This window comes from Methylovirgula ligni, from assembly GCF_004135935.1.
In the GTDB taxonomy this organism is placed as follows: domain Bacteria; phylum Pseudomonadota; class Alphaproteobacteria; order Rhizobiales; family Beijerinckiaceae; genus Methylovirgula; species Methylovirgula ligni.
Genome location: NZ_CP025086.1, coordinates 2,558,545 through 2,581,617 on the forward strand (window position 1 = coordinate 2,558,545; position 23,073 = coordinate 2,581,617).

At 58.4% G+C, this 23,073-nt stretch carries 25 protein-coding genes; 15 read left to right on the plus strand and 10 right to left on the minus strand.

Annotation, left to right across the window (positions count from 1 at the left end):
* Nucleotides 1–87: 87 nt before the first annotated feature.
* From CWB41_RS12280 to CWB41_RS12295, 4 genes are all read right to left on the minus strand, one after another.
* Nucleotides 88–1,635 carry a hypothetical protein gene (locus CWB41_RS12280; RefSeq protein ID WP_129396486.1) on the minus strand — a complete coding sequence of 516 codons (1,548 nt, stop codon included), beginning with the start codon at nucleotides 1,633–1,635 and terminating at the stop codon, nucleotides 88–90.
* Nucleotides 1,611–2,054: a hypothetical protein gene (locus tag CWB41_RS12285; protein ID WP_115836454.1), complete on the minus strand. Its 444-nt coding sequence runs from the start codon at nucleotides 2,052–2,054 to the stop codon at nucleotides 1,611–1,613. The genes CWB41_RS12280 and CWB41_RS12285 overlap by 25 nt, the downstream gene beginning before the upstream one ends.
* An 83-nt stretch (nucleotides 2,055–2,137) precedes the next feature.
* Nucleotides 2,138–2,719, minus strand: coding sequence for a hypothetical protein (locus tag CWB41_RS12290; RefSeq protein WP_129396487.1), 582 nt, complete (start codon nucleotides 2,717–2,719; stop codon nucleotides 2,138–2,140).
* A gap of 349 nt (nucleotides 2,720–3,068) precedes the next feature.
* On the minus strand, nucleotides 3,069–3,440 hold the full coding sequence (locus CWB41_RS12295; RefSeq protein WP_129396488.1) for a hypothetical protein: 372 nt from the start codon (nucleotides 3,438–3,440) through the stop codon (nucleotides 3,069–3,071).
* Nucleotides 3,441–3,892: 452 nt separating this feature from the next.
* Between CWB41_RS12295 and CWB41_RS12300 the strand changes: the two genes are divergently transcribed.
* The 12 genes from CWB41_RS12300 to CWB41_RS12355 all read left to right on the plus strand — a co-directional run bounded on the left by CWB41_RS12300 (nucleotide 3,893) and on the right by CWB41_RS12355 (nucleotide 14,577).
* Nucleotides 3,893–5,803 carry a methanol/ethanol family PQQ-dependent dehydrogenase gene (locus CWB41_RS12300; RefSeq protein ID WP_115836451.1) on the plus strand — a complete coding sequence of 637 codons (1,911 nt, stop codon included), beginning with the start codon at nucleotides 3,893–3,895 and terminating at the stop codon, nucleotides 5,801–5,803.
* Between the two features lie 167 nt (nucleotides 5,804–5,970).
* Nucleotides 5,971–6,807, plus strand: coding sequence for a methanol oxidation system protein MoxJ (gene moxJ / locus CWB41_RS12305; protein ID WP_425373459.1), 837 nt, complete (start codon nucleotides 5,971–5,973; stop codon nucleotides 6,805–6,807).
* 64 nt (nucleotides 6,808–6,871) lie between these two features.
* Entirely contained in the window at nucleotides 6,872–7,525 is a 654-nt protein-coding gene (gene moxG / locus CWB41_RS12310; protein WP_115836449.1) for a cytochrome c(L), periplasmic, read from the plus strand.
* Nucleotides 7,526–7,591: 66 nt separating this feature from the next.
* Entirely contained in the window at nucleotides 7,592–7,909 is a 318-nt protein-coding gene (locus CWB41_RS12315) for a methanol dehydrogenase (protein ID WP_115836448.1), read from the plus strand.
* A 119-nt stretch (nucleotides 7,910–8,028) separates the two neighbouring features.
* Nucleotides 8,029–9,066, plus strand: a complete 1,038-nt coding sequence (locus CWB41_RS12320; protein WP_115837066.1) for an AAA family ATPase — start codon at nucleotides 8,029–8,031, stop codon at nucleotides 9,064–9,066.
* The gene (locus CWB41_RS12325) at nucleotides 9,063–9,911 is read left to right on the plus strand and encodes a DUF58 domain-containing protein (RefSeq protein ID WP_115837067.1); all 849 of its coding nucleotides are present in this window, start codon (nucleotides 9,063–9,065) and stop codon (nucleotides 9,909–9,911) included. Before CWB41_RS12320 ends, CWB41_RS12325 begins: the two co-directional genes overlap by 4 nt.
* Nucleotides 9,912–9,918: 7 nt before the next feature.
* Nucleotides 9,919–10,833 (plus strand): nonribosomal peptide synthetase MxaA, encoded by a 915-nt coding sequence (locus CWB41_RS12330; RefSeq protein ID WP_115836447.1) that lies wholly within the window; start codon nucleotides 9,919–9,921, stop codon nucleotides 10,831–10,833.
* Nucleotides 10,830–11,864, plus strand: coding sequence for a vWA domain-containing protein (locus tag CWB41_RS12335; protein WP_115836446.1), 1,035 nt, complete (start codon nucleotides 10,830–10,832; stop codon nucleotides 11,862–11,864). The genes CWB41_RS12330 and CWB41_RS12335 overlap by 4 nt, the downstream gene beginning before the upstream one ends.
* Nucleotides 11,861–12,472 carry an MxaK protein gene (locus tag CWB41_RS12340; RefSeq protein ID WP_115836445.1) on the plus strand — a complete coding sequence of 204 codons (612 nt, stop codon included), beginning with the start codon at nucleotides 11,861–11,863 and terminating at the stop codon, nucleotides 12,470–12,472. Before CWB41_RS12335 ends, CWB41_RS12340 begins: the two co-directional genes overlap by 4 nt.
* Nucleotides 12,469–13,473, plus strand: coding sequence for a VWA domain-containing protein (locus CWB41_RS12345; RefSeq protein WP_245411259.1), 1,005 nt, complete (start codon nucleotides 12,469–12,471; stop codon nucleotides 13,471–13,473). The genes CWB41_RS12340 and CWB41_RS12345 overlap by 4 nt, the downstream gene beginning before the upstream one ends.
* Nucleotides 13,474–13,482: 9 nt before the next feature.
* Nucleotides 13,483–13,962: a c-type cytochrome gene (locus CWB41_RS12350; RefSeq protein ID WP_245411258.1), complete on the plus strand. Its 480-nt coding sequence runs from the start codon at nucleotides 13,483–13,485 to the stop codon at nucleotides 13,960–13,962.
* 159 nt (nucleotides 13,963–14,121) lie between these two features.
* The gene (locus CWB41_RS12355; RefSeq protein WP_115836442.1) at nucleotides 14,122–14,577 is read left to right on the plus strand and encodes a toxin-antitoxin system YwqK family antitoxin; all 456 of its coding nucleotides are present in this window, start codon (nucleotides 14,122–14,124) and stop codon (nucleotides 14,575–14,577) included.
* 39 nt (nucleotides 14,578–14,616) lie between these two features.
* Here CWB41_RS12355 and CWB41_RS12360 read toward each other — a convergent pair whose 3' ends face one another.
* Together CWB41_RS12360 and CWB41_RS12365 are read right to left on the minus strand one after the other, a co-directional pair.
* On the minus strand, nucleotides 14,617–15,570 hold the full coding sequence (locus CWB41_RS12360; RefSeq protein WP_115836441.1) for a YncE family protein: 954 nt from the start codon (nucleotides 15,568–15,570) through the stop codon (nucleotides 14,617–14,619).
* Nucleotides 15,567–16,136 (minus strand): SRPBCC family protein, encoded by a 570-nt coding sequence (locus CWB41_RS12365; protein WP_115836440.1) that lies wholly within the window; start codon nucleotides 16,134–16,136, stop codon nucleotides 15,567–15,569. Before CWB41_RS12365 ends, CWB41_RS12360 begins: the two co-directional genes overlap by 4 nt.
* Before the next feature lie 373 nt (nucleotides 16,137–16,509).
* On the opposite strand from CWB41_RS12365, the gene CWB41_RS12370 reads away from it, so the two are divergent.
* Nucleotides 16,510–17,889, plus strand: coding sequence for an ATP-binding protein (locus CWB41_RS12370; protein ID WP_115836439.1), 1,380 nt, complete (start codon nucleotides 16,510–16,512; stop codon nucleotides 17,887–17,889).
* 31 nt (nucleotides 17,890–17,920) lie between these two features.
* Nucleotides 17,921–18,574, plus strand: coding sequence for a response regulator transcription factor (locus tag CWB41_RS12375; protein WP_115836438.1), 654 nt, complete (start codon nucleotides 17,921–17,923; stop codon nucleotides 18,572–18,574).
* Nucleotides 18,575–18,827: 253 nt separating this feature from the next.
* On the opposite strand, the gene CWB41_RS12380 is transcribed toward CWB41_RS12375, so the two are convergent.
* Nucleotides 18,828–20,129, minus strand: coding sequence for a tyrosine-type recombinase/integrase (locus CWB41_RS12380; RefSeq protein WP_115836437.1), 1,302 nt, complete (start codon nucleotides 20,127–20,129; stop codon nucleotides 18,828–18,830).
* A 550-nt stretch (nucleotides 20,130–20,679) separates the two neighbouring features.
* On the opposite strand from CWB41_RS12380, the gene CWB41_RS12385 reads away from it, so the two are divergent.
* On the plus strand, nucleotides 20,680–20,979 hold the full coding sequence (locus tag CWB41_RS12385) for a hypothetical protein (protein ID WP_115836436.1): 300 nt from the start codon (nucleotides 20,680–20,682) through the stop codon (nucleotides 20,977–20,979).
* A 294-nt stretch (nucleotides 20,980–21,273) separates the two neighbouring features.
* Here the strand turns inward: CWB41_RS12385 and CWB41_RS12390 are convergent, their stop codons facing one another.
* From CWB41_RS12390 to CWB41_RS12400, 3 genes are all read right to left on the minus strand, one after another.
* Nucleotides 21,274–21,660, minus strand: coding sequence for a hypothetical protein (locus CWB41_RS12390; RefSeq protein ID WP_129396489.1), 387 nt, complete (start codon nucleotides 21,658–21,660; stop codon nucleotides 21,274–21,276).
* Nucleotides 21,661–21,754: 94 nt separating this feature from the next.
* A complete protein-coding gene (locus CWB41_RS12395) occupies nucleotides 21,755–22,084 on the minus strand; it encodes a hypothetical protein (RefSeq protein ID WP_115836434.1) in 330 nt (109 codons plus the stop codon).
* Between the two features lie 76 nt (nucleotides 22,085–22,160).
* Nucleotides 22,161–23,027, minus strand: coding sequence for an alpha/beta fold hydrolase (locus CWB41_RS12400; protein ID WP_115836433.1), 867 nt, complete (start codon nucleotides 23,025–23,027; stop codon nucleotides 22,161–22,163).
* Between the last annotated feature and the right edge of the window lie 46 nt (nucleotides 23,028–23,073).

Sequence of the window (23,073 nt, forward strand, 5' to 3'; positions counted from 1 at the left end):
TCAGGAATCTCGATCGGGTTGAGAGCCAGATAAACGGACAATACGCGGGGCCGGCACTTCCAAGCAGGAGCGTCTCCAACATGATGCTCACTGACCGCCGTTCAGCAGCTTGGCAATCGTGTTTTCCGCACCGAAGCAATCTTTGCCAAAATGCCCCTTGAAGCACTTGCTGAGCTCAGAGAGCTCGAGGGGAGCGGCGGTACAATCCGCGTAAATTTTAGGATCCCCCGCGGCCCGCAAGGCGCACGTCGCCGAAATACGCCAATCATCGCTTGTTGCCGGGGCAGCCGCGCAAAGCGCAAAGGCAACCGGGTCACCTTGTGTCGTCGCCGAGCAGTTAACGGCATGGGCATCGCGAGGCGACAGGACCGAATCTGCCGCGCAAAGCGCGAGCGCGCCGGGATCATTATTAGCCCCGGTGATGCAGGCGAGCGTCCGGCGCATTTTGTCGTCCTTCACCAGACCCGCAGCGCAATTCGAAACGAGCGAGCGGCCTTCACCGCCATAGCGCATGCATTGAAAGGACGCCGCCTCGGGGCGTAGATCCGGCACCTGGTCGAAGAGGCACGATACGAGACTCGGTCGCGGCGTGTTCGCGCAGGCTGCAAGCGCCTTCCCAACGGCGGCCGCACCGACGAATTCCGTCGCACATTTCGCGCGGCTGTTTCCTGGGTCGGATAAGCAGGCAGATGCCTGATTCGCTCTTCCAAACGCGGGCGAGAAGTGGCTAAAGCAGTCGACGACATTCCTGTTATCATTTTGAGACTGTGCCAGACAGGCTGCGAGCACTTTGCTCGCAGCACTGGCGTTCGGCGCGAGGCAGTCCGCCAATGCCGCCGGCGACCCGCCATATCGCCCGACGCATCCTATCGCCTTCTTTGCCTCGGATTGCCTTTCGGGAACGAGACAGGCGACAAAAGAGTCGAGCCTCGCGCTTTGTCCACCGAGGCATTTGACGGCAGTGGTCAGATTGGCGTCGGTTGGCGCGCTTTCGGCCGCGCATAAAGCGCGATCTTCGTCAGATCGGCTATTTCTGACGCAGTCCAGAAGTTTCTCGCGCGGGGCGCCCATCGCGTTCTTGATGCAGCCTATAAAGCCTTGTTGCGTCGTGCCGGATGTGTTGCAGCTGTCGATCGCCGATGGCGGTGGAAGATTTGGGAGATTGCGCGCATCAATCGACAGATTGCTGGCGGGCGTGAGACCCTGCTGCGCCAAAAGAACGTCGAGTGCTGCGCGCCCGTCGGCGGTGTCACGTATGAATGGGCAGATGATGTGTTCAGCCTGTCTGCCTGACGTGTTTCGCAACGCGCAGAGCACGAGCGCTTCTGGGGTCAGCCAGACCCTTGCGCAGGCATGGAGATCGCCAACAGCCGTCTGCCCGGCATGAAAGCAGGCAAGAATGGTCGCGGATTGATCAGCGTCCGACACCCCGGCCGTTTGGGCTGGAGCAAAGGAAAAAGAAGCGCTCCAGCAAGCACTCACCAATAACAAAAGCCGGATCCATATTTGCCTTTTGCGGTGGCGTTTGAGGCATCCGCGCGTCTTTCGCCCGCTGTCCATAGCTTGAAATCCGAAATCTTCTTTTCGAATCGTCGCGATCAATCGTGGATCTAATTCTGCGGAATCGCCGACCATCGCATTTTTCCGACGCCGGGGAATTGATAGGCCGTCACCTTGTAGGTGATGCCTTCTTTCAGGAGCGTCTGCTCTTCGCCGGTAGAAGCGAGCCCCATAAATTTATCGCAGACCTCGCGCCCGGCGGCCTTGCCGACCTTGTCTTTCGCTTCATCATCGACATCGCCTTGATTGATGGCTACGACGAACGCGACCGCGTGTTCCGGCGTGTCGCAAAGCATGACATTCATCTCGACGGGTTTGTGTTTAGGCGCCTCTCCCGACCACGCCGGGTATGCCAGCAGGCCATAAAGTAAAAGAGCCGCACATTTCCGCGCGCCGGACACAACCGGGCGACAAACATTGAGGACAGCGAGCGAAATTTGGACAAAGGCCGCTTTCAAAGCACGGTCTTCCCGCCCGACGAGATCATGTTCCATTTTCAATTCCGCAGCTCACACTGTTGATTGCGTCGGCATAAAATGACGGCGCTTAGCCGGGATTCGCACTGCGAAATTCGATCTCATTCCGCATTCGGAGGCGCGGCAATATTGTCGTAAGTGTATCGGATGGCCACGTGGCGTTCCTTGACGGAATCCTTCGTCGCCGAAGGCGAAGTTGGGACCGCGTCAGATTCCAATTGAATCATGACACCACGTTTTGGCTCGACCCATACCTTTGTTTCAACGGTCGAGCCGGGCGTGACGCTGTGGCCTGTGTAGACGGCTAGGGATGTACCGTTGACGGTGTCGTCGGCGAGACGTTTGCAGCCTGAATAACTTTCAGCGTTGTGGCGAACAGCCGCTGCGAGTTTATCGAGCGGAATGTGCATTTGTTTCCATTTTCCGGAACCGAACCGCGCGAAGACAGCAGTCTGGGTGGAGATCGTTTCCGAAGTCTGCGTGACGCGCGATTTGGAGTCCTCGCCAGCAAGGTAGGTAATGATGCTGAGGCTATGAAAGGGTACTTTCGTGTTTGCGAGCATCGCGGATGAGAGTCCATCACACGATGCGTCAGCCCGCGCGAAAGAATTGGAGAGTGCGAAGGTTGCTGCCGTTAAGAGCAGGCAAGTCGCGGCCTCCTTTGGCCAGGATGATCGGGTCAACGACATTTCCTCTATCTTTTGTTGATCGTTCGTTGCGGCGGTAGAATGCAGAGAATTATTATTCAGTCACTTGTTTTCTTCGAGAAAATAGCGATCAGGCGCAGGTAGAAAGTCGCGACGGAACAGGAACTTTTCTAGCTTTTGAAATTGACGCCGCGCCGAAGGTTATCGTTGCGAGTGCAGGAAGGTTTGGTGCGCGAGAGTCAGCGCTGCAATTGCTGGAAGGGCACGGTAACCCGAGCGATCACGAAGAGAAGCTTCGTCCACTGCGCTGCGTGCCCGGTTCCATTCGGCAGGGACTCCGGGAGGACGATAGAAGCCGAGCGCAACCGCGGCTAATCTGCTATGCTCACAGATGCCATACGGACGAATGTTGTTCGACCGCAAAAATGCGCTCGGCAAACCAGGCGAGTTTATGATCCTCGCGGAAGCGGACTGCGGTCACCCGGTACATAATGCCACCGCTGACGACGACCTTCTGCTGCTCGACGGCGGCGACGCCGGTGTAGCGGCCGCAGACCTCGCGCTGCGCTATTTTACCGACAATGTCCTTGGCGTATTCCTCCTCGGCATCGTTCGCGACCGCTGCAGCGAAATCCATTGCATAATCGGCTGTCTCGCAAAGATAGGCATTCACCGGAAAAGAATCCGCATCGCGCTCCTGCTGAGCGGCAACAGGAAATGTCATCAAGACAGACGTGACGATTAGGGTCGCGACCATGCTCTTCTCCAGCTAACGCGGGAGTTTATCCCATAGGATGCGGATATGTTCGCCCTACCGAGCATAGTCTGTGCCAGTTCCTGGCATCATGAAAGTGTCTTCATCGCATTTTCGGGCAAATTTGCCCCGTTTTCCTCCTTCGGTTCCGCCGCGCTCTGGGTTGGGACGCTTCGGTAAAAGCGTGAGACTAATTCCTTACGGGATATGAAATAGCGGAAATTGATTTGCTATAACTCCAGCAATATCAAGACTAATTGTTCTTGATATCCGTTGTAAGAGCCATGTATACATCGCCGTAACAAATTACTTCGACCGTTCTCAACGGATCGAAAGTATTAAATAATAATAATACGACACTATAATCCTTCTATACTTCTGCGTGAATGTTTCTCCGGTCGTCATGGCCGGGCGCGCGGTTGAGGACAATAAAGTGGGAAGGTGAGGAGAGGCTCATGCATAACAGCTTAGTGAAGCGTAGGGTATTGACGTCGGTGTCGCTGGCAGCGGCGCTTACGGCGCTGCAGTTTTGCGCGCCGCTGGCGAGCGCCAACGACAAGCTCATCGAACTTTCGAAGAGCAACGAAAACTGGGTGATGCCCGGCCGCGATTACAATGCCGACAATTACAGCCCGGACACACAGATCAGCACCGCTAACGTCAAGGATCTGCGGGTCGCTTGGTCGTTCTCGACCGGCGTGTTGAATGGCCACGAAGGCGCGCCGATCGTCGTCAACGGCAAGATGTATATCAACACGCCGTTCCCGAACGCTGTCTTTGCCCTCGATCTCGATAACCCGGGCAAGATTCTTTGGCAGTATCATCCCAAGCAGAACCCGGCGGCGCGCTCGGTCGCGTGTTGCGACCTTGTCAATCGTGGCCTGGCTTACTGGCCTGGCGATGATAAGACACCGGCTCTCATCCTGTCCAACCAGCTTGACGGCAATGTCGTCGCGCTGAACGCCGAGACCGGCGATCTCTACTGGAAAGTCGAGAACTCCGATATTCACGTCGGTTCGACTCTGACGATCGCGCCGTATGTTATCAAGGACGAGGTTCTCGTCGGCTCCTCGGGCGCCGAGCTCGGCGTGCGTGGTTATGTCACCGCTTATGACGTGCATGATGGCACGCAGAAGTGGCGCGCCTATGAGACCGGTCCGGACGACGAGATGAAGCTCGGCGCCGATTTCAACAGCCACAACCCGCAATATGGCCGTTTTGGCCTTGGTACCTCGAAGACCTGGCAGGAAAACACCTGGAAGATCGGCGGCGGCACCAATTGGGGCTGGTACGCTTATGATCCCGGCACGAACCTTGTCTATTACGGCAGCGGCAATCCTTCGCCGTGGAACGCTACGATGCGCCCGGGTGACAACAAATGGACGATGACGATTTTTGGTCGCGACGTCGACACCGGCGAAGCCAAGTTCGGTTATCAGAAGACACCGCACGACGAATGGGACTATGCCGGCGTCGATGTGATGATCCTGAGCGACGAAAAGGATGACAACGGCAACATCCACAAGCTGCTGTTCCACCCGGATCGTAATGGTTTCATCTACTCGCTCGATCGCACCAATGGTGATCTCTTCACCGTCGGCAAGATCGACGCCACGATGAATGAGTTCAAGGACGTTAACTTCAAGAACGGTCAGCCGATCCGCGATCCGGAATACGCGACCTATATGGACCACGAGGCCCATGACGTCTGCCCGTCGGCGATGGGTTATCATGACCAGGCGCATGATTCCTACGACCCGACGAAGCAGCTCTTCTACGTCAACGCGAACCATATCTGCATGGATTGGGAGCCCTTCATGCTTCCCTATCGTGCCGGTCAGTTCTTCGTCGGCGCGACGCTGCACATGTATCCGGGTCCGAAGGGCGATCGTCAGAACGCACTTGGTCTTGGCCAGGTCAAGGCCTACGACGCGGTTCACAAGTCGTTCAAATGGCAGGTTCAGGAGCGTTTTGCCGCCTGGGGCGGCTCGCTTTCGACGGCCGGCAATTTGGTCTTCTACGGAACGCTCGACGGCTATATCAAAGCGCGTAACGCCGATACCGGCGAACTGCTGTGGAAGTTCAAGCTTCCGTCCGGTGTCATTGGTTATCCGATGACCTACGAGCACAAGGGCGTCCAATACGTCGCCATCTATTACGGCGTAGGCGGATGGCCGGCGGTCGGCATGGTGTTCGACCTGCAGGATCCGACGGCGGGTCTCGGCGCGGTCGGCGCGTTCAAGAACCTGCAGCATTGGACGCAGCAGGGCGGCGGTGTGATGGTCTTCTCGTTGAACGGCCAGAGCCCCTACACCCAGGACGTCAATCTCGACGAATACAGCACCGTCAAGCAAGGCGGCGACTGAGCCATCTCTCACTCCCGCTCCACCAGCACGCAGCTTCGCGGTGGAGCGGGAGCTTTTCCTGAGTTGCCGCATGACACGATGCGGCCCCGTGGAATCGAAACCCGACAAAGTGGCATATCATGACACGTGCATTCTTTGCGTCCTCGGCCAAATGGCTTCGCCTCCCGATGCTGGTCGGTCTTGCCTTGTGTTCATCTAGCTTGATGACTCTTGCGGCGCCCGCATCGCCCGCTCCCGTTGTGGAGAGCAATGACATCCTGCGCGTATGCGCGGCCAATCAGCCTCCTTATTCGATCAAGGGCGGCGGGGGTTTTGAGAACAAGATCGCGGTCGTGGTCGGTGAGGCCATGGGGCGGCAGGTCCAGTTCGTATGGTCGAGCCGACCGGCGATTTATCTCGTGCAGGAATACCTCAACAAGAATCTTTGCGATGTGGTCATCGGCCTCGATACGAATGATCCGCGCGTGCTGACAACGAAGCCCTATTATCGCGCGGGCTATGTCTTCATAACGCGCACCGCCGATCATCTCGACATTCATTCGTGGAGCGATCCGCGTCTCCTGAAGTTCGATCATATCGCCGTCGGCTTCTACACGCCGGGCGAAGAAATGCTGAAAAAGATCGGCAAATATGACGATGACTTCAATTACGAGAAGTCGCTGGTGAATTTCCGCTCCGCGCGTAACGAATATATTCAGGTCGACCCGGCCCGGATGGTGAGCGAAGTCGCCAGCGGTAACGCGCCGATCGCGGCGGCATTTTCTCCGGAAGTTGCCCGCCAGGTCCGGGAATCTTCAGTGCCGCTTACAATGACGCCGGTCGACGACAACACCGTCAATGCGGACGGCCAAAAAGTGCCGCAGACATTCGACCAGTCGATGGGCGTTCGCAAAGACGATTCAGCGTTGGCCGCGCAGCTTAACGCAGCGCTGGTGAAAGCCGCACCCGACATTGAGGCCATCCTCAAGGATGAGGGAATCCCGTTGCTGAAGCCGCATTCCTGATCAAACGGGGCGTCGAAAGTCTCATCGACGCCCAGCTTCCTTCGAAACAACGAGTGCCTCAGACATGAATATCAAGAAAATGATCGCGATTTACGGTGGCTTGGTGATCGGTGTCGGCAGCGCGGCCTATGCGGCCGAGCCGAAGCCGGAACCGGTGCCGCCGACAAGTCTCGATCTGCGGACGACGGTGGATGGTTCGCCAATCGATCTCAGCACCTCGCTGCCGACCGAACGCGACACGCCTGGCGTTTTGAAATTCTTGCAGACGGGTGTCGATCCTTACATCGACGACCCCAGCTGCCTGCGACTCGGACAGAGTCTTTTTCTGTCGGATTGCTCCGGGTGCCACGGTGAAGTGGGTGAGGGCAAGATCGGCCCCGGCCTGAACGACGATTACTGGACCTATCCCAAGAACGAGCATGACCAGGGCGTTTTCGAGACGGTCTACGGCGGTGCGCGCGCGATGATGGGGCCGCACAACGGCGATCTGACCCTTGATCAGTTCATGCAGGTGATCGCCTGGGTGCGGCACTTCTATAAGGATCCGGTCGATAAGGCGTACTGGCTCAACGCCGAGCAGAAGAAAAATTACAAGCCTTATACCGAGGCGGAAGGCAAGCGCATCGCAGCTCTTCCGATTTCGACTCCTGGTCAGTGCCAGGCAACCGCACTGAAAGAAAAGAAACTACAAGACGAAGAAGACAAAGAGGCGCAGTGAGCTTTTCAAGCCCTGCGGCGCCAATTGGTTTACTCGCGTGAAAGCGGGGAAAGTGGAGGAAGACGCATGAAAACGTATCGGTCGCTTAATCGCTTCGTGGCTCTGCTGGGTGGAGCTGCCGTTTTGTCGCTCGGCGCCAGCCTCGGCGCTCTTGCTTACGACGGGCAGCATTGCAAGGAAGCTGGAGTGTGCTGGGAGCCGCAGCCCGGTTATCCGGAGAAGCTCGCCGGCTCGAAATATGATGTGAAGGGCCTCGAAGAGCCGCACGAAGTTGCCAAGCAGGCCAATTCCGAGCGCGCCATGGAAGAGCGCAACGCCAAGCGCACGGCTTATTTCCACAAGAGCGGCAAGTGGGTCTACGACGTCGATCAAATTCCGGAATAATGCCGGGATATTGACCGATTGATGCGCAGCAGTTGCTTTCCGCGGCGTCGAGTCCATGCCTCGCGCCGCGGCAGCACATGCGTCTGGATTCGCAATAAAACTCAGTTATGGCGATCGCAATGACGGCGGTTCCGACACGCAATGCCGACGGAAGCCTCGTCGCTTGGCGGCAGCAGGCGCTGGATTTCGAAAGAGAAGTTGCCAAGGCGGTCATCGGGCAGGAGCGAGTCATCCGCCTTTTGACGATCGCCGTCTTCGCGCGCGGACACGTCCTGCTTGAGGGCGACGTCGGCGTTGGCAAGACAACCCTGCTGCGTGCGGCAGCGCGCGCGATCGGCGGCGATTACGAACGGGTCGAAGGTTCTGTCGACCTGATGCCGAGCGATCTTCTTTATTATACTTATCTGAGCGAGGACGGCCGGCCGAAAGTCGATCCGGGTCCGGCATTGCGCCACGGCGAAAATCTTTCGATCTTCTTTTTCAATGAAATCAACCGTGCGCGGCCGCAGGTCCATTCGCTGCTGTTGCGTCTCATGGCCGAGCGCAGCGCCAACGCCTTCGATCGGGAATATAGATTCCCATATCTTCAGGTCTTTGCCGATCGCAACAGGATCGAAAAGGAAGAGACCTTCGAGCTTCCGGCGGCAGCGCGCGATCGCTTCTTCATGGAAGTCGGCGTCAAGACGCCGAGTGACCAGGAGACCCGGCAGGAGCTTATTTTCAATCAGCGCTTTCATGACGTCGATGCTTTGGTCGCGACGGTGAAGGAGGGCGTTATCGACTTTCGGCAATTGCCGGTGATCGCAGCGACCATCCAAAAATATGTCCATGCAAGCCAGACATTACAGAAATATGTGCTCGATCTCTGGTCGGCGATGCAGGCACCGGCTTCCGTTGGCATCTCTTTTCCGGGGATCGATATGGCGCGGCTGATCCGCGGCGGCGGCAGTCCGCGCGGGCTTAGCTATCTGGTCCGCGGTGCCCGCGTCAACGCCTGGCTGCAGGGCAGAGACATCGTCCTGCCGGAGGATATTCGCTCGCTGTTTCAGGAAATCATCGCGCATCGCATATTTCTCGATCCGGTCTATGAATTGCGGCAGGAGGGCCTGACGCGCGATCTTTGCGCCGCGATCTTTGCGGCGGTGCCGGCGCCATGACGGAGGCGGCCACGATTTCCTATCGGCCGCGCGAGCGTGCCGAGGGGATCGTCATTGGCGCGCATCGCGGCCGCAGCTCCGGGGGGCAGGGCGTCTTTCTCGATCAGGTCACTTATCTCCGCCAGCCGGACCCGCGCCGCATTGATCTGCGGCTCACGTTGCGCGATCCGTTCGAGAACATCTATGTCCGCCGCTTCGAGCAGCGGCTGGCGATCGCGCTTTATGCGATCGTCGATCTGTCCCGCTCGATGAGCTTTGAAGGCACGGCGCGGAAGATGGAACTCGTCGCGGAGCTCTGTACTTCTCTCTCGCACTCGGCGCACGAATTGGGCGATGCCTTCGGCGTCATAGGTTGCGACAGCACCGTGCGCGAGGACTTCCTCTTTCCGGCCACGCGCAACAGGGGCGTCGAGCCTGCGATCGCGCAGCGCTTCTCGAACTTTATACCCGAACGCCGAAGCGCCGCCGGTTTGACACAGGCCGCCATTTATGTCGCTGGCAAACGCAAGCTCGTCTTTCTGATTTCGGATTTTCGGATGCCGTTGCCTCAGATCGAAAGAATTCTGGAATCGCTCGCCCGCCACGACATCGTGCCGATTCTCGTTTCGGATTCCGCCGAAGACACGGAGCTGCCGTCGTTCGGCCTGATCGATGTCCGTGATCTCGAAAGCGGCGCCGGCAAGGTTGTATTCATGCGTCCGGCGTTGCGCCGGCGCTGGGAAGCGGAAGCAGCAGCGCGGCGGCAAGCGCTCGACTTCCTTTTTCTGCGCTATGGCCGGCCGGCATTCGAGTTGAAGGATAAATTCGATGCCGATGCGCTTTCGCGTCATCTTCTCGAAATATGAGTGAACGATGCGAAGGGTCTCGATCGCAGTTTTGGCATTTCTGGCGGCTTCGTTCGCAGCGCAGGCGCAAGTCCAATCTGTCAAGCTGATAACGCCGCGCCTGTTCGGCCATTTCATCGGTGATATTCTCAAGGTCGAGGTCGATGTTCGCGTCGACGACGGCGTTGAACTGGTGCCGGCCTCCGTGCCGCAGCCCGGCTCGCTCAATCAATGGCTCGAACTTTCGAGCAGCCAGGTCGAGAGCGGGAGCGATCACGGCGCCACGCTTTATCGATTCTATCTCTCTTACCAGACATTCTACCCGGCGCTCGATGCCCGGCAATTGGACATTCCGGGCTTCACTTTGTCGTTCAAATCCGGCGATCACATATATCCGGCGCAAGTGCCGACCTGGTCATTCGGCATTTCGCCGCTGCGCGAAGTGCTGCCGCCCGCGAGGGAATCCGGCGGCGCCTATATGCAGCCGAGCGTCCCTCCGGCCTTCTATGACACGCGATGGGACGCCTGTCGTGCGCTGGGCCTCGCCGGAGCGGGCCTGCTGGCGCTGGCTCTGCTGGCCTATCACCTGGCGTGGTGGCCTTTTGCCGCTCGCGCGCACCGTCCGTTTGCGCAGGCGGCGCGCGTGATCCGCAAGGATCTCGCAAATGAGGATGCGCGGCGCGGCTATCGCGACGCGATCATCGCTCTGCACCGCGCGGTGGATCAAACCGCCGGACATGCGGTTCTCCCGGAGGACATGCCGGGTTTCTTCGCCAAGCATCCGGCCTTCGCGCGGATGCAAGAGGAGTTTACGCGCTTCTTCGCGAGTTCGCAGAGTCTCTTCTTCGGCGACAATCTTGTCGCCGCCCTCGCGTCCTTCAGCAGCGTGGATCTGCGTCGCTTCAGCGATAACCTCGCCGCAGCGGAGAGGTCGGCATCATGAACTATATGGTCGCACAGCCCGGCTTCTTATGGCTGCTGCTTCTGACGCCGCTGCCTTTCCTTGTCTCGGCTTTGCGGCAGGCGCCGTTTCCATCGCTCGATGGGGTGCCGCGCGATACGGCGTCATCCCTTGTCAGCTTCATCATCAAGGCGGCCGCGGCTCTCGCCATTTTTGCTGGAGTGTTCGCGCTCGCCCGGCCTTACCGCCTCGCGGAAAACGTCAAGCTTCTCGCGACCGGCGCGCATGTCGTCATCCTCATGGACCGCAGTCTCAGCATGGACTTCACGCTCGGCGACGACGAGGTCCAAGGCAATCAGGAATCAAAAACAGATACGGCGACCCGGCTTTTGATGGATTTCGTCAATCGAAGTCCGCACGATCAGTTCGGCGTCGTCGCCTTTTCGAGCGCGCCGGTCTTCGTCCTGCCCATCAGCGGTCATCGCGATGCGGTGAAGGCGGCGATCACGGCCTTGCGGCGACCGGGAATCGAAGGCACCAATGTCGGTCTCGGAATGCAGCTTGCGCTCGCTATGATCGGCCATGATCCCGAGGCGACTTCACCGGTTGTTCTTCTCGTCTCGGACGGCGAATATGGCGGTGCCGGCTTTTTTCAGCTCGAGCTCCAGGACGCCTTGCGCAAGACGTTCCAGAAAGAGCACGCACATCTCTATTGGCTCTTTCTGCGCCCCCATAAGGGCAATGAAGATGTCTTTTCGCCGCCGCCCAAGGGCGCCGAAGATTCGCCGCATACAAAGCCCGAGCGCCATATGGACCTGTTTTTCAAGACGCTCGGCGTGACCTATCGCGTCTTCTGGGCAGATAGCCCGCATGCGATCCAGGACGCGGTGGCGGAGATCGACCGGCTCGAAACGCGGCCCGTGACGTATTACGAGGAAATCCCGCGCCAGGACGTGACTCCGTTCTTTTACGGCCTTGCCGCTTTCGCGTCTCTTCTGCTGGTTCTAGCGAAATTTGCGGAGACGGGATTTCGTCGTCCGTCTGCCTTCGTCAGGGAGGCAAGCGCGACATGACGAGCTTTGCACTTGCGCATCCGGTGCGCTCGGCATTTCTGCAGATAGGCGCGTTCTGGGCGCGCATCAAAACCTTCGTGCTCGCGACGCTTGTGATCGTTCTCGCCCTCGCTGCGATCGCGTCATTCGCCTTATGGCCGAGGGACGCCGCGCGCAATCGCACCATTGCGGCGCTGACGCACAATCATGATGTTGCCGTGGCGCAGGACGCTGCGCCGAAGCTGCTTTTCGCACGTGCCTATTTCCTGATAACCCACGGCCGCCTCGATGAGGCGCAGGCTCTCGTCAGTCTCTTCGACCTGCGCGGCAGCGATAAAGCGCGGGCTGATCTGCACTACGACCTCGGCAATGGCCGCCTGCTCGCGGCATTCGACAAGATTGATCTCGCCGATTTCGATGCGGCCGGCGCGCTCGTCGGCCTGGCGCAGGAGGACTATATCGAGGCGATGCGGCTCAACCCCGATGACTGGGATGCACGCTATAATTTCGACGTCGCCGCGCGGCTGGTGCGCCAATACCCGAGCTTCGTGAACACGCCGGACCCACGCCGGCAGGGGCCGCGTCCGATATGGACAGAGCTCCCCAATGTGCCGCGAGGCGAGCCGTGAGGCGCCCCTGCTTTCGCGATATTCGCTTCTGGCTTCTCCTCACGGCTTTGCTTTGCTTTCTCGCGGCGCTGATCGTGCCGGCCGCGAAGGAACGAAAGGATGGCATCGACGTGCTGTTCACGGTTGATATCACGGGCAGCATGAACACCCGCGATTACACCGAGAATGGCCGTCCGATCAGCCGCCTCGATCATATCAAGGAGGTGCTGCGGCAGACACTCATCGATTTGCCCTGTCAGTCGCATGTCGGTGTTGCGCTCTTCGCCGAAAGACGGATTTTCCTGCTCTTCAACCCGATCGAAGTCTGCGCCAATTTTTCGCCGATCATGGACTCGATCTCGGCCATGGATTGGCGCGAGGGTTGGGAGGGCGACAGCCATATCGCCGACGGACTTTATCGCGCCATCGCCTTGGCCGACGATCTCCATTCCGATCTCGTTTTCATGACCGATGGGCAGGAAGCCCCGCCGCTGCCTTGGAGTGGCGGGCCAGCTTTCGATGGCAAGCCCGGCGCGGTGAAGGGGCTGATCGTCGGCGTTGGCGGCTACACGCTGTCGCCGATCCCCAAATATGACGAGAACGGCCGCCCGGCTGGCTTTTACGGCGAAAACGATGTGCTGCAGGAGAGCCGCTTCGGAATCCCGCCGCCGGATGCCGTCAACCGCCCCGGCTACAATCCGCGCAATGCGCCATTCGGCGACGTGCATGTCAACAATAACGAACAATTGTCATCGGTGCGCGAGCCTTATCTCAAAGGCTTGGCACAGAAGACGGGGATGGCCTACACGCATCTTACGGACGCGCCGGACTTCATCGACGCTTTGCGGATTCACGCGACGCCGCATCCGGTAAACGTAATGGTGTCCCGCGGCCCCGTCATGGCGGCTCTGGGTCTTTTCTGCCTGGCGTGCGTTTATGTGTTCCTGCCGGTCCTGCTCTGGCTACAGAGGCAGAGCTGGTGGCGGAGACGGTTGCCGCCGTTATCGATTATGGTGAGGTGAATGGATCGCATGGGCGGTTTGCGAACGGGGTTCTGGCGGCGTCCGCTTTGGCTGGCGCTAATGGCGCTTGTCGCCGCCGTTTCGCCGGCCCGGAGCACGCCATCGGGTGATGTGGCCCGCGGCACCTATCTCGCCCGGATCACCGGCTGCATCGGCTGCCATACGCCACGCACGCGGGACGGCGTGCTCGAGGCCCGGCTTTTGTCCGGCGGCGATCATCCGATAGCCGGCAATCTCGGGCGCTTCTTCCCGCCTAACATCACGCCGGATCAGGCGACCGGCCTGGGCGCCTGGACGGCGGCCGACATCGGCAGGGCGATCAAGACCGGCCAAACCCCGGACGGACGCATTCTTTCCAGCGCGATGCCCTGGCGGACGCAGTTTTCCGGTTTGACCGATTCGGATGCTCTGGCGGTCGCGGCCTATCTGAAGTCTTTGCCGCCGATCAGCAATCGCGTTCCGCCGCCGCTGCCTCCCGAAAAAAAGTAGTCGGGTTCATAGCGACAAAATTTATGCCGCGGATTGCGTGGCGCAAAATGGCAAGTGGGCAGACTTCAGGCAAGTTAGCTTCATCTCGAACGGCTGTCCTTCGTCGCGAAAACGCAAAGAACACGCCGTGGCACAAGAGACATTTTGGAAAAACGTCCGATGAGCACACTTCCTTTCGATATTCGCAATGTCATCTGGTACACGCTCGAAAATCTTCCCCACATCGCGTATCATATCTACGCGGTGGATGAGGAGAAGCGCATCGTCGACATCCTCTTCAAGTTCGACGCGAATGCGAAGATTGTTTTGCACCGGCATAAGGCGGACTACGTCACGCTTGTCCTTCAAGGCGAACTGCGTATCTACCGTCCCAACGGCCAGCTCAAGGAGATCCGCCCGGTCGGCAGCTATGTCGAGGGCAAGGCGAACGGCGAACCCCATACCGAGGGCGGCGGGGATCAGGATGTGATCGCGTACTTCAGCAACCGCAATGTCGTGGACGCCGTCTATGAGATTCTCGACGACAATCTCGCAACAGTCGCGACGCTGGGCATCGCCGACTTCAAGGCGCTTCTGGAAGCGCAAGCGCCGCAACCCTCGACGGCCGTTGCATAAGACTGACGCTTCGCTCGCGCGGAGGCGCCGACCGCCGTCTTAAGGCACGACAACAAGATCGCGCGGGCCGGCGGCGACAGCGATCTCGCGCACTTCTTTTTCGTGGGTGAGATCGACGATCGAAATCGCGTCGGAAAACCAGTCCGCAACATAAGCGGTCGCGCCGTCCAGACTCGTGACGACATCTTCCGGATAAAGGCCGACTTTGATCTCCGCGATCTTTTTCAAGGTTGCGGCGTCGAGCTCCAAAAGCGAATTTTTCGCCTGGATGGTGACGAGCAGAGTCCTCCCATTGGGCGTCACGGCGACACCATAAGGCATCGGGCCGACATGAACGGTCGCGACGACGTGCAGACTTCCAGCGTCGATCACGCTCACATCATTGCTGCGGACATTGGCGATGTAGACACGCCCGGTTACCGGGGAATAAGCGATCGCGAAAGGCGCGGTGCCGACCGGAATACGGATAATCGCCGCGAGCGTCTGGGCATCATAGACGCCCACGATGTTGTCCTCGCGTTCGCAGACGAAGAGTCGGTTGTCGCGGCCATCGAGCGCGATATGTGCGGGTGCGTGACCGATGTGCGTTTCACGCAGAACCTTGCCGGTGGCCGCGTCGAGGCCCGAAAGAAGATTGCGCGTCCAGTCGGTGACGAACAGGCGATTTTGCGCAGCGTCGAAGGCGAGGCCGAAAGGCATGCCGGGGTAGGGGAAGTGCGCCAGCGTCGTCTGGCGTACCGGATCGACGACGCTAATCTCGCCATGCTCGGGATGCGTCAGGAATAATCGCCGGCCATCCGGGGCGGCAGCAATGACCACCGGGCCGGCCCGGCTCGCGAACGATATAGACCGTCCGGGGCCGGCCCCGATCTCGGTAATCTCGTTACCATCCTGGCTCGCGGCGTAGACACGCTCCGCTGCGCGGGCAAGTGCGAGGGCGGATGCGCTCGCGACGAGAGTCAAGCCGAGCCCGAGAGCCCGCGCAAAAATCATTTCTTCTCGGCGAGTGTCTTGAGGTTCTTCAAGCCGGCATCGAAGAAATCCGTCATCGCTTTGATCGCGTCTGGATCGTCGAGGCCGGGCGGCGGTTCGTTGCTCGTATCGCCGCGGTAGAAACGGCCGATCCAATCGACCCCCGAGCCGGTCGCCGTGGGCGTGACCGTGATGGTCGCGGAGTAGAAACTGACGGGGAAGACTTTGACGTCGTCGTCGACACGGCGATAGGAATAGGTCATCTGCTTCGCGTCATAGTCTGTCTGGGCGTCGGTGATCTTTCCGCCCTTCGCGAGAGTCAGAATGCGTTCCTGGCCTTGATCGGGATCTGATGCCGGTACACTGCTGGCGACCGCCGGATTCCACGTCGATATTTTCGCGAAATCATGAATGAGACCCCAAACGACCTCGGGCTTGGCCGCGATATCGATTTTCTCTTCGATCTTCTTCGGTGCCGCGCCGTGCGCCGACGAGATCGACGGCTGCACGACGCATAACGCCACGCAGAAACCCAGCCCGCGCGACGCCAAAGTTTTCGTGCGCTCGCGACCACTCCGCATCTTCATGATTTCTCCGTCATTGCTTAAAGAGCCGCGCTTCTATGCTCAATGACGAAGAGATGCGCAATAAATTAGTCGTGACGTCGAAGTATATTGCAAACAATCCAAAGCAAACAGGACGAATACGAAGTGACTCGGATTATGTCAGTGCTTGATGGAAATTATCACGGCGTGACTTCAAAAACTCTTGGAGCGCATGAGAAAGAATGGAGCATTCCCGAGCCGGCGCCAACAAAGTCTAGGCAAGCGTAGCTGCCTGCGGATAAGACCGCTCGAATATGGGCATGCCGGCACAAAGACGCGTCGTTAAACGATGCAGGGCGAAGCCTTTCCCTGAGCGTAACATGGCGCGAGTGCGCGCGGTAGCGGGCACAAATTGATGATGTTTCGATTTACCGAGGCGTCCGCATCGCTGCGCACACGTCTCATTCTCATCCCGGCGGTCTTTCTGCTGCTCGGAATCATCGTCGCCATCAGCGCCACGCTGATCGACGCGCCGCAGCGTGTGACGGCAGAAACCGCGTCCGGCCTGACGATCGGCGGTCATCTTATCACCTACGCGCTCGACGATGTTCGCTTCTCTGCCGATCCCGACACGGCGCTGAACCGTTTGCTGGAGGAACTTTCCCACGTCCGGCATATTCGCGTTTCTTATCTCGCTTCGCCTGGGGTGCGAGCGGCGCATCCGCTGACGCCTGCTTTGGCAAAGAGCGCGCCGGGCTGGTTCGTCAATCTGTTCGAACCGCGCCGGATCGCGGAGACTTTTCCCGTCATCTTCCAGGGTGCGCGACACGGCGAAATCGTCATGACGGCGGAACCGGGCGACGAAGTCGGCGAAGTCTGGGACGAGCTAATTTTTCTCATTGGTCTGCTCTCGGCGATTTCGACCGGCATTATCGTTCTGACATGGCTTGCCGTGAATTATACCTTGCGCCCGCTGCGCGATCTGGTCGCCGGGCTCAATCGATTGGAGCGCGGTCAATTCGACGGAGTCGGAAATATTCGCGTCGCCGAGCTGCAGCGGGTCGGCGAGCAATTCAATCAATTGGCGAAATCGCTGGCGCGGACAGAGGCGGACAATCGGCTGCTCATCGACCGGCTCATGTCCATCCAGGAATCCGAGCGCAAGGAGCTCGCCCGCGAATTGCATGATGAATTCGGCGCGTCGCTCTTCGGCATTCGGGCTGCGGCCTCGTGTGTGGTCGAAGCTGCGGCGACGGAAGGCGCGGTCGGTCCGCGTTTCATGGAAATCATCGATCGCGCCAAGGCGATCTCGTCGCTTGCCGATGTTATCCAGAAACATAACTATCGTATTCTCGAACGCATCCAGCCGATCGTTCTCAACGAGATGGGCCTGTTCAACGCGCTGCGCCATCTGGCCGATGGGTGGGGAGCCGCCCAGCGCGGCTTCGCCTGCGATATCGTAACGCCGGAAACCGAGCCTGACCTGAGCCCGGACGCGAGCCTGACGATCTATCGGATCGTTCAGGAATGCTTGACCAACGTCGCGCGACATTCCAGGGCAAGCCATGTCGACATCATCGTCGACACTCTGCCAAGCCAGCAGATGATCATCCACATTGCCGACAACGGCGTTGGTTTGCCGGCGGGCTTTCGTTTTGGCTTCGGGCTTCTTGGCATGAGCGAGCGCGCCCGCAATCTGAACGGCAATCTCAAAGTTTCAAGCAGACGGGGCGGTGGAACAATCGTCGAGGTCGCGATTCCTCTGCCCCGAACCCCTATGGCCCAGGCAAGCTGAACGAGAGGCCGGGAAATTGAAGGAAACGAAAATGGAAGAGGTTGAACAGCTCAAAATATTGGTTATCGAGGATCACCCGATCGTCCGCGATGGCTGCCAGCGTATCTTCAATCGGCGCACCGATATCGAGATGATCGAGGCAAGTTCCGCTACCGACGGATTGGCGCTCAACAAATCTTTCAGGCCGGACGTCATCGTACTCGACATCGGGCTGCCCGACGCGAGCGGTTTTGACATATTGCCGAAGCTCATCGCCGAAAATAACAAGGCGGCGATCATCGTGCTTAGCATGTACGGAACACAAAGCTTCGTGACCTCCGCGCTTGAAAAAGGCGCGGTCGGCTTCATTACCAAAAACGACGAGCCGAATTCGCTGCTGCAGGCAATTGAAAGGGTCAGGAACGGCGAAATCTATCTCGGACAGGCGGTGGCGCAGACATTGGCCATGAACAATCTCGCGCCGTCGAGCGATCCATTGCGCGGGCTGAGCCCGCGGGAGGGTCAGATCATTGCCTTGCTTGGCGAGGGTCGGAGCCTGACCGAAATCTCCGTCGAGCTTAATCTCGGATACAAGACCGTGGCGAATGGCGTGACCCTAATCAAGCAGAAGCTCAACATCGGGACCACGACAGCATTGGTCAAATTCGCCGTCGAACATAATCTTAAGACGATGAGCCCAGGGTGAGAAATTTCCGAGGCGCGCGCGGCGAGGACCGCTTTTGGGAACGTCAAACTTGAATAGAGGAGTTTCATCCCCCAAATACCTGGCAATCTGAAGAGCGCTCCGCTTGCATAGCGTCCGCTTTAGAGAATTAATTACTCCGAAGTAAACGGCCTATATGGGCGCTTAGCGGTCATCCCCCCGGGTGGATCTTGAACGCATTCAGTGCAATTTTCGTCATCTACCCTATCGGCGATATTTCGATCGCAACGCGCCTTCAGACCTCAACCTTCGTCGTAATAATGAGAGCTTCCGGCTGATTGCACTCGCCGACTTGCACCTTTTTATCCATCGCTGCAGAGATCGTCGCGCTGATCGTCTCGGCGGCGCGCCGCACGACATCAACGTCGAGATGGCTATACCTCGCGGTTGTTGAAGGCTGGCTATGGCCAAGAAGCTTCCCAATGATTGGAAGCCCGAGCGACGCGCCCGCACCCACACTTGCAAACGAATGCCTCAGATCGTGAATACGAACGCCTTTCAGGCCGGCTGCACGCGTGACGGCTTCCCATGGTTTCTTCAAATCAGCGCGCGGAGCTTGCTTGTTTGAGCCGGGTATAATGTACGGATTATCGTTGATGCGGGCGAGCGAGGTCAGCACAGTTCGAGCGGCTGCAGAGATGTATATCGGCTTCGCACCGGTCTTAGAATCGGGCAGATGAATTATGCCGCGCTCAAAATCGACGTGTTCCCACTTGGCATGCAATATCTCTCGCAGACGCGCACCAGTCAAAATCAATAGACGGATTGCAGCTACAGCAAAGGGATCAACAAGGGTGCGGCGGTTTGCGGGCGAGGCTAGATGTTTGGCCTTCGGCTTTGTCTCATCCACGAGCCAAGGCAGGCCCGAAGTCTCGGCTTCGCGCAGCGTATCGCCGAGACGTCCGATCTCTTCGCTTGTGAGAAACCGTTCGCGGCGACGCTCGGGATAGCGCTCGATTCCTTTTGCGGGATTATTAGCGAACGGAACTTCGTCGCGTTTTGCCGCCCAATTCCAAATGCTCGAAATTAAAGCCAAAGTACGATTGGCGGAATAGGGCGCGGACGTTAGCCTTGAGTGAAGCCGCGCGACGTCTGCGCGGCGCAGATCGACGATACGAATATTCCCGATAGCGGGATTTACAAATCGCCGTAGCAAGCTCTCGTAATCGATTTGAGTGCCTCGTTTCCGTTTGGACTTAACATGGGTTCTCATGAAGTCGGCCGCGACCTCACGGAAAGTACGAACGGCGCGAGCTTTACGGCGTTCGGCTAAAGGATCCACGCCTTGCTCAACGAGCCCGAGAACGGTCTTTGCTTGCGATCTGGCTTCGTCGGCCGTCAAACGACCGTGATCGCCGAGCGCAATCCGTCGTGAGCGACCGTCTTTTCGAAACTGAGCGACATAGACCTTTTTGCCTGAGCCGAACGCGCAGACGCCGAAGCCGCCTAGGCCAATGTCCCAAAGAAACTCGCGATCTTTGTGGACCGGACAGGCGAGGGCGTCGACCGATCTTTTGGAAATTCGTCCCTTCGGCATGAAAATCTCGGTAAGAGCGCGGTAAGCAGATTATAAGTAAACTCATCGAAGCTGCGGGACTAGTTAAATTTGTAAGTTATTGACAATAAATACAAATACGGAAATATCGGGACCTGCCATGACTTATCGTGATCGCTGAAATTCAATCTTTTAATCAGGAGGTCTCGGGTTCGATCCCCGACGCGCTCACCAATCAAATCAACGGCTGGACTGACATTCGGTTTTCAACGCGTCGGCAGCTTGGCCGCACCGGGGCTCGTTGGCGCGCGAGCCCGAGCCTTCAGGAACTGACGCTCGAATAAGGCACGCTCGGACGCCTTTTTTGCGCCAGACCTGTATAGCTTAAGTTAGTAAAACGATTTTCTTCAATAAAATCAACTTGTAGACTGGATCACCCTTACCGCGGCAATTCCTTAATCACGCCAAAATGTCGGATAACTCTAGCTTAAGTAAGCGACATAAAAATAATGCAAATGTTGATTAAAGCGTTTTGAGGTGTCCGATGACGACGCGATCCCCGACAAGGCCACTCACTCTTGGCTCTGAGTTTTTGTCGATCAGTCTGGCGAATACGCCGAATCCTCAGCTCGGGCGCAAAAAATCATCAGCCGCTGATCCGCGCGAGAAATCGCTTGATTCGCCCAGTGCTTCGCTGGTTCAGAGCCTTCGGCATAGTCTCGCGCTTCATAACCGGATGCTTAGCCGCGTTTTGATCGCCGCACCTCGACCTTCCCCGCTGCTTGTCGAGCTGCTGGAGGATGTGGGCAATCGTTATCTGGATTTGTCTGAGCTGGCGCTACAAGCGTTCAAGCCAATGCCCAAGCGAAAGCGCAAAGCCCTGCAAATGTGAAAAAGGCTTACGCCGTCCTCTGCGCGACTGGTGACCAACCCCCGTGAACGGCTTATAAGATCGCTGCCAATCCAGCGGTGGCTCGCTGATCGACAGTTTTGGGGGGAATGATCGTCCGTGAATGAAGGCAATCACCTCAGACGCCCACGGCGTAACGGGGCGCCTCGGCGCGACTGGCGTATTCATCATTCGCCGCTGTTCTGGGTCGGTGTTCTGCTGTTTGTGGCGGCGATCGGGATTTATGTTTGGTCGGACGATCTCTCCTGGCGTCCGCGAATCGAACACCACTGAGCGCTAAAAGCTCATCCCCATGGATGGAGTGAACCCGCTGCTCCTGCCGGTGTCCGCGCCGGCCGGCCCGCCGTTCTCCATCGTCGTCGATTGGTTGAAGAATTTCTTGCGCCCCTCGGAGACATTGGGGTCCTCGTCGACATTCGCGTGCGAGGAGCTGGATTTCGGCGCGGCGAGCGTCCAGTCTTCGGAATAATCGTTTGGATCCTGGACTTTCTTGGTGTGCGTCGCGGCCGTCGTGTGTGTGGCGGCCGTCTTGGCATGCGCCTCGACCTTTTTGGTATGCGTCTTATGCGGTGTATGCACGACGGGTTGGCTGTCCTGCGCCAAGGCCGCGGATGCGAGGCCGAAAAGAACACATGCGGTGAGACCAACAGAGAGCCGAGCCATTTTCGTCACCTCGGAAAGCTGCATAGTTTCAATCTAACATCCCTTGTCTTCGCACTTTTCTCACATGTGCGAGACTGGGCTGGAGGCTTCGGCGCTACAATGCCGGGAGCCGCGACTTCTTCGCGGCCTCGGCCGTCAAAGCCTCCACGACCGTCACAAATGTAGCATCCTGATTGCGGCGACAAAAGTTCAACGCCGCAGCCTTTACTTTCAGCGCGGTATCCGTAAGCCGCTTGGCGTCCCTATAGCCGATGCGCGCCGCCAAAAATCCGTAGATATAGCCCCCGTACAGGGCTTCCTTGACGTCTTTGGCCGAGGTGAATTTGGCGCAGGAGGCGAGGGCGAGGGGCTCGGCCGGCGCCTGGGTTGCTGTCGCCGCCAACAGCGCGACACCGACAAGCATCGCGATCCCTTGCCGCTTCATTGCCATCTCCTGTCTTCGATCTGGCAAGCTATATAGTCGCTCGACGCGGGGATGGCGAGGGCGGCGGCAGTGTCGATCAGGGCGCGCCGCGCGCATCCAAGAACGCATGGATCGCCGTGCCGATTTCCTGCGCGTGCGTTTCGAGCGCAAAGTGGCCGGTATCGAGGAAGCGGATATCCGCGGCTGGAATGTCGCGGCGGAAAGCTTCGGCCCCCGCAGGGAGGAAAAATGGATCGTTCTTGCCCCAGATCGCGAGCAGCGGCGGCTGATGAGCGCGAAAATAGGCTTGGAATTGCGGATAACGCGCCACGTTGTTCGCGTAATCGAGGAAGAGGTCGAGCTGGATCTCGTCGTTGCCGGGCCGGCTCAAATAATAATCGTCGAGCGACCATCCGTCGGGCGAGACGCGCGTGGGATCGGCAACGCCATGTTCGTATTGAAGGCGGGTGAAATCCGGCTTGAGGAGCGCCCGCAGCGCGTCGCGGTTGGCTTGCGTCGGTTCCTGCCAATATTTTTGAATCGGAGTCCAGCCTTCGCTCAGTCCTTCCTCATAGGCATTGCCGTTCTGCGTGATGATGGCGCTGATGCGCTGCGGATTCTTGCTGGCGATCCTCCACCCGACAGGCGCGCCATAGTCGAAGACATAGATCGCGAAACGCTTGAGTCCGATTACTTCGGTGAAACGGTCGATCACCTGCGCCAGATGATCGAAGCTGTAGGCGAATGTATCCCGCGACGGCGCCCCGGACCGGCCGAAGCCGGGAAGATCCGGCGCAATGAGATGGAAGCGATCGGCAAGCAGCGGAATCAGGTCGCGAAACATATGGCTCGAGCTGGGAAAGCCATGGAGGAGCAAAAGCGCAGGCGCGGAAACAGAGCCTGCCTCGCGATAGAAGACTTCGACGCCGTCAACGTCGGCCGTGCGATAGGCGATCGCCGTCATGAAAACCTCCCTCAGATGTAACTGCTTAAATTAAGTTGGTATGGTT